Source organism: Enterobacter sp. 940_PEND (genome assembly GCF_001059415.1).
GTDB lineage: Bacteria > Pseudomonadota > Gammaproteobacteria > Enterobacterales > Enterobacteriaceae > Enterobacter > Enterobacter cloacae_M.
Map to the genome: position 1 here is coordinate 1 of NZ_JUMS01000164.1, position 8,601 is coordinate 8,601.

Genomic DNA, 8,601 nt, shown 5'->3' on the forward strand with positions numbered 1-8,601 from the left:
CTTTGAATAAGACAAAAGGCTGCCTCATCGCTAACTTTGCAACAGTGCCGGCAAAAGCGTTTATAGCTGCCCGGATCGTTCTTGAAGCAAAACGAATGCTGGCGCATACCGGTTTACCCGTAGGGACCATTGCACAGACGCTCGGATTTGAAGAAACCACACATTTCTCAAAGTTCTTTAAACGCGTTGCAGACCTTACCCTTGGCGAGTTCCGCCTGAAGCAGACAGAGAGCTGAACGGGGCCGGTGAGAGTGATTGCCCTGTACAGGAGAGACTGCACCCTGGTCCGGTATCTGACCGGATTTTTCACCTGCACCGCATTGTTTTACAACGTTATCTTACCCAGTCTTCCAGCACCAGATCCGGCACCCGCTCAAACTCCCGCACATTATTTGTCACCAGTACGGCGCCGGCCGCAATGGCATGCCCGGCGATCGCCGTGTCGTTCGGGCCTATCGGCGTTCCGGCGAGGCGCAGCGCCACCTTAATCTCCGTGGTGGCGTCCACCGCAGCGCGGTCCCAGGGCAGGATGGCATCGAGGCGGGCGCAGAACGCGTCGACCAGCTGGACGTGGCGCGGCGAGGCCTTCGGGCCGGTGGCACCGAAGCGCATTTCAGAATAAGTGATGGCCGAGACCACGATACGGTGGCCACGCAGCACCGCCTGCTCCAGGCGCTTCAGCACCGCTTCAGGCTGCTCGCGCATGATGAACGAGCAGATGTTGGTGTCGAGCATATAGATCTTGTTCACAGGTTAAATCTTCCTTCGTCGCTGACAACGTCCTCGCGCTCCGCCATAAAGTCCGGATCGGCTTTTTCGAGCTGCGCGAACGACCCCCAGGTCGGCCGGACGGGACGCAGGATGATGCTGTCCCCTTCCCGGACGATCTCCAGCTCGCTCACCCCCTCAAAATCCAGATCGCGGGGAAGGCGGATGGCGCGGTTGTTGCCGTTTTTAAAAATAGATACGGTTCTCATGATTCTCTCCCGGGTAAGTGTGGATATGTGATGCATATCCGGAATGAGGTTGATTGCACCGGGTGTGTGCATATGTTCAGTATAGGCAGATGCTCAGCATATGTATAGATGCGGCATATGCAGATGGTGAGGATATGCGTATGTCAGGCCTATGCAGATGTGGGGCATATGGATATGTTAAACCTATACATAGTTCTCTCTTTTTCTGCTGAGATCCGAAAAAAGCTAGTTCCGGATCTGCGTCCTCCCCTCCGGCGCGCAGTGGCCCGGCAACACAAGATGTAGCGGTGTTCTCAGCTGACATTGACGCTATATGTTGTGTCCCTCCCCTGCCCCGTGACCGGCCGCTCACCACCCTAAAAGGGCGGTATGGTTATTCCGTGGGCGTGGTACACTTCCGGAAAGTTGTCATAAGACATAAAGTCGGATCTCGCCTAAACGGCCATCCGGTAATTTAACGGCGTGGCTATATGGCTGCTTATTATCATCCTGAAAATGATGACGGAAGGGGAAAATCATCCGGGTGACAGACGCAGGGTTGTGCTTAGCTGATTATGCTGCGCGTCATAATTACCCTGAGTGACCATTAATAAGGGAATTAATTGACAATGACTTCCAGAGAAATGTCTTACATGCTGGCAAGTAGCAACCTCAACCTCAACAAGATGGTGTGGTGTTACCAGATCAAACTAGGCCACAGGCAAGTACGGCTGTTTATTCTGGATGAGTGGGGTGATGAATTAGCGCGTAAAGATTTTGGAGCGTATCCCTCTGCCTGGAATATGAATGCATCACCCAAAATCATTTATAACCCTTCGGTGATGGCTGGCACTTTAGCTGAGATGAAAGTGGTAAACGCCGATCAAATCTCGCTGGAAATTGAAGCTCATGAACTAGTGTCCGACTATATCTCCAGATAGATGTATGGAGGCGGGATTTCTCAGTAAAGAAAAACGGTCAGACCGGTAAGCTGTGCGGCGGGAGTCATTCAGCGTGGGGGATTTCGCTGGAAGTATAATTTAACGTAAGGAAAAAGATTATGATTAAACGTACCGGGATGGTTGTCGTCGCCGTACTGCTAAGCGGCTGTCTGCCGAAACCGCAACCGGCTCATCTTTATCAGGAGCCATCTGCAGGTGAAAACACCGCAAAACTCAGGGTGCGTGGATTTACCGACAGCACGACGGTGTATCGCGTCGACAGCTGCGAGCAGGCCTTTTTCCTGGGCAGCCTCCGCGATCCTGACCATCCGGAACGGAACCCATCCAGGGCGTCAGACCGGGGTTACAAAAAGGCCGACGTGCCGGAAGATAACGCGCCCCTGGATTACATGGAGGTCACCCTGCCGGCAGGCCATTATATTCAGCTCCGTCCGGCCATTTTCACCACAGATCATCAGATTTGCTCCGTGATGACGCCGTGGTTTAAACCGGAAAAAGGCGTGCTCTACGAGGTCCGCAGCCAGCTCACTCCCGACGGCAGACAATGCTATGTGCGCACCTGGAAAGTGGATCAGCAGAACGGGGCGGTCACACCGGTGACAGGACCGCAGTCTATCCGGGATGTGATGACCTGTGCAAAGCATCCGGTATGGCAGTAGCGCAGCATGGCACTTTTTTCCGGCAACACAGGAACATCAGGAATGGAAAATTCGATTCAGTTTGATACGGGGACGTTTGTCACCACCACGGCTGAACAGGATACCGATCTGTGCCCGCAATCGGCACCGAACTGGAGTATCTGCTCGCGAAGTATTTACCTGACCATGGTGACATAACATGATGCCAGCAATGCCAGGCCAGATCGGGGCCTTTTCCTCTGCTCAGCTGCCGGTGGCCATCGATTATCCGGCCGCGCTGGCACTGCGCCAGATGGCGCTCGTTCAGGACGAACTGCCGAAATACCTGCTGGCGCCGGAAGTGAGCGCCCTGCTCCACTACGTGCCCGATCTTCACCGTAAGATGCTGCTGGCCACCCTGTGGAACACCGGCGCCCGTATTAACGAAGCACTGGCCCTGACCCGGAGTGATTTTTCTCTGGCACCGCCCTACCCGTTCGTACAACTGACCACGCTCAAACAGCGCGCCGAGAAGGCAGCCAGAACGGCCGGCCGTGCTCCGGTCGGTAGCCAGCCTCATCGTATCGTTCCGCTTTCCGATCACCACTACGTCAGCCAGCTGCAGATGATGGTGGCCACCCTGAAAATTCCGCTGGAGCGCCGTAATAAACGCACCGGCAGAACCGAGAAGGCACGGATCTGGGAAATCACAGACAGAACGGTCAGGACCTGGATAAATGAAGCAGTTGATGCGGCTGCTGCCGACGGGGTGACGTTTTCGGTACCGGTAACCCCGCATACGTTCCGCCACTCCTACGCCATGCACATGCTGTATGCCGGCATACCGCTGAAGGTGCTGCAGAGCCTGATGGGACACAAGTCAGTCAGTTCGACAGAGGTCTACACGAAGGTTTTTGCCCTTGATGTGGCGGCACGGCATCGTGTGCAATTTTCAATGGCAGGGGCTGATGCTGTTGCCATGCTGAAAATCAGATAACTAAATATTTTAACGTTTACAGCTAATAGTAACGAAACCCACCCGTTCGATAGTAAATTACTTTTGCGCTACGTGAACAAGGCAAGGTTACAGGGGTGTACCAAGCCAAACTTCACGTGGCGCAATCTCATTATGAATATAACCGCTATTATATCTCCACCGGCACCTAAGACACATTAGCCTCTAACCGCGGCATGAACCCAGATAAAGAACAAGGTGGTCACTTTCATAAATGAGTCGCTGCGTTCATAACTGGCGGTTACTTTCATAATATCATCTGGCTCTGATGTATCGTTGCATTCATAAAATGTGGTGTATTTCTATGCAATTAGCCCGATTTGCACTGACCGAATGGGTTCGGTTTATGAAAGTAATCGCTCTTTAACAATCAACATTATGAATGCGACCACTTTTAAATCAAATTATGAAAGTGACCGTAATTTTACGCAATTGGTAACGTCAGCCTCGGCGAGCGCGAGTGTACGATGAACATGATTTCGCGACCTTTTTTGGCCTCATTGTAGTCCAGATAGCCAATGTTCTTCAGATCCTTCATGGCCCGGCGTATCGTGGCATTCTGGTCTTTAACCTGTGACTCCATCGCAAGTCGCTCGCGCAGCCGCTTCATTGAAACGTACAATGTCCCGGCTGGCATGCTTTCGAAATAGACGTAGAGGGACTGGGCCGATTCTTTACGTGAAAGGGCTGAAAGGACTTTGAGACCCAGCAAAACCTTATGATCGTAGCGATATAATTCCCAGAGGCTGGGGTCTCCCACGATTTCTACCATATTGGTATCCATGTCCAGCTGAGCACGCTGCACCAAGTGGGTCACCAGGCTGCGCTTGCCGTCCTGGCTACGAAAGGACAACGTCACACTAGAAAGATTGAACAGCGCTTCACTCAGGCGGTTACGGGCGCGGCCATTGATGTCTGTGGGTCGCAGGCCGCACATACGGGCGAACTCAGAGAACGGCAACGTAATCTTTTCCGATGTGTAGCCATACTTTGAGAAAGCAGAAATGATGCCAATCCAGGTTTTAAAGTCCGTAGACATCCCGAGCTTGGCGCCCTGGATCTTGATGTTGGTATACCCTTCCTGCCGGGCAACCTCCAGACTGGACAATTCTTCTGAAGCATCGATCAGAAAGTCCCGCTTACCTTTCTCTTTAGGTGATACAGGAGTGAACACGCTCAGACGTAACAGCGCCACTGGCTGTACCGTCTTATTGCTGTTGGGAGTCAGTTCATAACTTTCTCCCGAATCTTTCTTTTTGATCGCAAAAGGGCTTTGCTGCGCGTCAGAACTATCCATTTATCCACATCCAGTGAGTAAAAGCGGGTCTGTTTATGAAAGTAACCGCATCTAAGTTATGAAAATAACCGCCTTGTTTATGAAAGTAAACGCCGGAATAATGAAAGTAACCGCCTTTCTTATGAATATGACCGCCGAGATCCTATTATTTCACTTAAATTTCATGCAATTAGCCGAGTGGTGATCTGTATTGATCTCATATTGATCTCGTATTGATCTGATCATTTGATCTACCAAGGGGATATGTGGATAAAACTAAGCCTACTCAGGTAGTTAACTACCCCTATAATTTGATGTGATACGGAGCGTAACAGGTTTCTGTTTGATCGCAGATCTTGTGCTTCCTCGCCTGTTCGCGGGCTTGCCCGGTCACAGGCTGCGGCGAGCACTGCAATCATATCTCGGATTCAGGTACACGTTCAGCTTTCTGATGGCGATGCTTACCAGTATCGTTTACCACCTAAAGTCCGATCACAACATTCATTCAGTAAAAGGGAGTGTTACAGTAAATACACATAAGAGTAAAAACTCATTTACTCATTACCTTTCAACCATGCATCGACAAGGTCGTTCATGACATCTGAAATAGATGTCCCTTTTCTGGCACAAGCGGCTTTGAGCCTTTGATGCTTATCCTCGGGCATATTGAAGTTCACACGTTTTTGAATGCCCGATGGTGGTGCTGAAATAACTTTGCCTAAATCTCTGTTCTCACCGAAGGTCATTACCTTAGGTGCCGCTTGGTTGCGGTTTTGCTTTACTAAGCTCATATAGTTACCCCTATACACATTTACTCATTTGAGTTTATGTGTAAATGTGTGTTTATGCAACTAACTTGATGATTTCACCAGCAAGCACTTCGATCTCTCCTTTCGCGGCCCCATCATTGGTATCGAATACAGTCTCACCATCCAGCACAGATTTCACGTAGCTCTGTCGCTGCGTAATCGATGTTTTTAAAGAAGGTATACCTGTTGCTGCGATACTCTCACGCAAAACTCCAAGCATTGTAGCTTGCTCAATTTTGCGAGTAATAAGGAAGCGACATTCTACAGGCCTGTTGTATGACTGAGCTTCCAGTACACTGATAACTGCACCAGAGGCAGAAAAATCGAGTGGTGACGGTGTCACCGGAATGATGACTAGATCGCTAACCATAACTGCAGCTGCAGTTATAACAGAGAGAGCCCCGGCCCCATCGATAATTACATAGTCATAACCAACCAGTTCTTTTCTTATGGTGTATACATCCTTTTCGGATGCTGCTGTGAATACATCAAAGTTAGCTTTTTCAGCCTTGTTCCAGTTGGCCAGGCTTTGCTGCGGATCTGTATCAACAACTGCTACTCGATGCTTTTTCGCAATGCTGGTACTTACGTTGATTGTTACTGTGGTTTTACCGCTTCCGCCCTTTGGATTCAAAAACGAGATTACTTTCATATCCGTCCTTACACTCACTCATATGAGTAAATGAGTTTTTGCTGTTATGAGCCTTTGAGTGATTACTCTAAAGCGCAAAAGTTGATGTGTAAATGAAATAATGTGTTTTTACTCATTTGAGTAATCTTCGGGCGTTCACGTACTGATTCTGGACTTAAATACTATCCACAGAAACGGTGCACAACGTTGTGGGTAATAGACTGGATAAGAGACATGAGCGAATTAGTCATGCCATTGAATGGAGTTGATGTCAGACTAGTTCTTGCAATGTCGGGTGCATTGATGCAACTGTTGCCTTAGCTTGGATTAAAGGAAATGCAATGAATATCTATCTTTACCTCATTTGTGTTTTTGAGTGAATGAGTTTTTGAGTAAATGATAATTGTATGATGACTTGGCGTCATATATCTGAATATACGCGATTCTGTCGGTAAGTCCGGTACACCGCTATGTTTTTCACTCTGGTATCTAAGGGAAACCGCATCATTAAAAGTTGCAAAATTCGATTATAGCGGCAATACGGGACAGAAATTGAATGTGAGCTTTGATAACAAAATAGCTACTTAAAAAAAAAATGAAGAACTTGCCAAAGAAATAGTGATATTTGAGGGGGAAGGGGAGAGCCTCTGGATGCTCTAGCATCATGTGGTGCATAAAACGTACAATATGTTAAATAGGCCGCTTTTTGATGAAATTTCACATCATCACAAAAGGGCCCGCTGCGAAGTTAGCCTGTCCTGTTAAACCATTGCTTGCCGAAGTTTTAACGGGGCTTCCGCGCACGGACAGTTAATACAAACCACCCCTTGTTGATTGCATTCTCCCCGAAAGCGACACTAAATAGTCATAGTTGACCTGTGGCAGCGGTACGAACAACTACATATTGATTATCCACAGAAACTGGGGATAAGTACGGGATAACGGCATGCTTTATACCTTTACTTTTCTGCTTCAATTGTTCGTCTTTTAATCATGTTCAATAGCAATAACCCGTTTCGTGAACTGATTTTCATATGTAATGCACCATTTTGTTTTGTTTTAACTTATTGATATTATTGTATTTTATTTAATTTTTCTCAGTTTTTATCGTCACCTCTATCTAGATATACCATATCGAAAAGAAATAAAATTTTCCTCGAGACAACAGGAGGTGACGTATGTCTGAACTGTATTTTTGGCTTTATGTTTTGATGGAACTAGCGAAGTTAGCCGATGATTTGGTTCCACTTTTTTTAAGTGCAGCAGTGTTGCTGGCTTTAGTGATTGTTTACAGAAAAGGGAATTCAAAATGATCAAAAGCATTTGGTTCAAAATGCCTTCTGCATGGATAAGAGATGGGGGACTGAGGCTTTTCAAATGGAACAATGATGAACTTGGCTCCACTTCGTCCAAAATTGCGGCATTGCAGCTGTACTATGTAATTGCAATGACACTCGAACCGGTTGAGCTGTCGGATGCGTTTGATGTAACGATTGTCCGCGGCCTGTCCAAGGCAACCTTTAACCGCTTCAGAACGCTCACAGGGATGAGTCGTGCGTCAATTGCTGCAGGCCTTGAGACGTTAATCCAAAGCGGGCTTGTGATTCGACACAGGCAAGGAAAATGCTGCTTTTATGAAATCAATGGCTATGTTCCCGGTGGTGGAGGGTGGTGCAAGGTTCCGCTGCGAAAAGTTACTGGAGCAAATGGTGAGGTTAGAGCGTTTCTGCAGTTTACTTTGCGTAAGAAGATCGAGTTATATGCACTGAAGTTTTATCTCTATGTTTGCTATGCACGAGACAACCATACTGAAGGTACTTGAATCGCCACGGATAATCTAGACACTTCCGAGCCGTTGATAATACTGGTTTTCATATTCTGTCGGTGACATCTGATCGCTAGAACCATGCCGACGCTTACTGTTATAAAACATTTCGATGTAATCAAAAATATCGCTGCGGGCTTCTTCCCGCGTTCCGTAGATCTTTTTCTTTATCCGTTCGCGTTTCAACAACTGGAAAAAGCTTTCTGCAACCGCATTATCATGGCAGTTACCGCGACGGCTCATGCTGCCCTCCAGGCCGTGTGATTTCAGGAACGACTGCCACTCATGGCTTGTGTACTGACTGCCCTGATCCGAATGAACCAGCACCTGTTTTTGGGGATTACGCCGCCATACAGCCATCAGCAGTGCGTTCAGGACAATGTCCTTTGTCATCCGGGATTGCATGGACCAGCCGATAATTTTGCGTGAGAACAGATCAACAACCACGGCAAGATACAGCCAGCCTTCGTGGGTCCTGATGTAGGTTATGTCCGTTACCCAACGCTCATC

The 8,601-nt window shown here is 48.2% G+C and carries 12 protein-coding genes and 2 pseudogenes; 8 read left to right on the forward strand and 6 right to left on the reverse strand.

Translation table 11 applies throughout. The annotated features are described in order from the left end of the window. Positions 1–236: helix-turn-helix domain-containing protein (locus ADJ24_RS23275; protein WP_075211007.1), on the forward strand; the 236-nt coding region annotated here is incomplete at its 5' end. Positions 237–333: 97 nt separating this feature from the next. Here the strand turns inward: ADJ24_RS23275 and ADJ24_RS23280 are convergent. Further along, positions 334–750, reverse strand: a complete 417-nt coding sequence (locus tag ADJ24_RS23280) for a type II toxin-antitoxin system VapC family toxin (RefSeq protein ID WP_021312768.1) — start codon at positions 748–750, stop codon at positions 334–336. Beyond that, positions 747–977 (reverse strand): type II toxin-antitoxin system VapB family antitoxin, encoded by a 231-nt coding sequence (vapB, locus tag ADJ24_RS23285; RefSeq protein WP_021312767.1) that lies wholly within the window; start codon positions 975–977, stop codon positions 747–749. Before vapB ends, ADJ24_RS23280 begins: the two co-directional genes overlap by 4 nt. On the opposite strand from vapB, the pseudogene ADJ24_RS24735 reads away from it, so the two are divergent. The 5 genes and pseudogenes from ADJ24_RS24735 to ADJ24_RS23300 all read left to right on the forward strand — a co-directional run bounded on the left by ADJ24_RS24735 (position 934) and on the right by ADJ24_RS23300 (position 3,532). After that, positions 934–1,435, forward strand: a pseudogene (locus tag ADJ24_RS24735) (hypothetical protein). The gene vapB and the pseudogene ADJ24_RS24735 sit on opposite strands and share 44 nt — an antisense overlap. Positions 1,436–1,585: 150 nt before the next feature. Beyond that, positions 1,586–1,897, forward strand: coding sequence for a hypothetical protein (locus tag ADJ24_RS23290; protein ID WP_042948507.1), 312 nt, complete (start codon positions 1,586–1,588; stop codon positions 1,895–1,897). A gap of 119 nt (positions 1,898–2,016) precedes the next feature. Beyond that, complete coding sequence (locus tag ADJ24_RS23295; RefSeq protein WP_042948505.1) at positions 2,017–2,577, forward strand: hypothetical protein; 561 nt, start codon at positions 2,017–2,019, stop codon at positions 2,575–2,577. Positions 2,578–2,619: 42 nt separating this feature from the next. Then, on the forward strand, positions 2,620–2,754 hold the full coding sequence (locus tag ADJ24_RS25710) for a hypothetical protein (protein ID WP_256633079.1): 135 nt from the start codon (positions 2,620–2,622) through the stop codon (positions 2,752–2,754). Between the two features lies 1 nt (position 2,755). After that, entirely contained in the window at positions 2,756–3,532 is a 777-nt protein-coding gene (locus ADJ24_RS23300) for a site-specific integrase (RefSeq protein ID WP_016338374.1), read from the forward strand. Between the two features lie 442 nt (positions 3,533–3,974). Here ADJ24_RS23300 and ADJ24_RS23305 read toward each other — a convergent pair whose 3' ends face one another. From ADJ24_RS23305 to ADJ24_RS23315, 3 genes are all read right to left on the reverse strand, one after another. After that, entirely contained in the window at positions 3,975–4,847 is an 873-nt protein-coding gene (locus tag ADJ24_RS23305; RefSeq protein ID WP_042948503.1) for a RepB family plasmid replication initiator protein, read from the reverse strand. Positions 4,848–5,380: 533 nt separating this feature from the next. After that, positions 5,381–5,617 (reverse strand): plasmid partition protein ParG, encoded by a 237-nt coding sequence (locus tag ADJ24_RS23310; RefSeq protein ID WP_016338376.1) that lies wholly within the window; start codon positions 5,615–5,617, stop codon positions 5,381–5,383. Positions 5,618–5,669: 52 nt separating this feature from the next. Then, a complete protein-coding gene (locus ADJ24_RS23315) occupies positions 5,670–6,287 on the reverse strand; it encodes a ParA family protein (protein ID WP_016338377.1) in 618 nt (205 codons plus the stop codon). Positions 6,288–7,444: 1,157 nt separating this feature from the next. Between ADJ24_RS23315 and ADJ24_RS25715 the strand changes: the two genes are divergently transcribed. Both ADJ24_RS25715 and ADJ24_RS23320 read left to right on the forward strand, forming a co-directional pair. Beyond that, a complete protein-coding gene (locus tag ADJ24_RS25715) occupies positions 7,445–7,579 on the forward strand; it encodes a hypothetical protein (RefSeq protein WP_256633078.1) in 135 nt (44 codons plus the stop codon). Next, positions 7,576–8,088, forward strand: a complete 513-nt coding sequence (locus ADJ24_RS23320) for a hypothetical protein (RefSeq protein WP_042948501.1) — start codon at positions 7,576–7,578, stop codon at positions 8,086–8,088. Before ADJ24_RS25715 ends, ADJ24_RS23320 begins: the two co-directional genes overlap by 4 nt. A gap of 15 nt (positions 8,089–8,103) precedes the next feature. Here the strand turns inward: ADJ24_RS23320 and ADJ24_RS24740 are convergent. Further along, a pseudogene (locus ADJ24_RS24740) lies at positions 8,104–8,601 on the reverse strand (IS3-like element ISEhe3 family transposase); the annotation flags it as partial.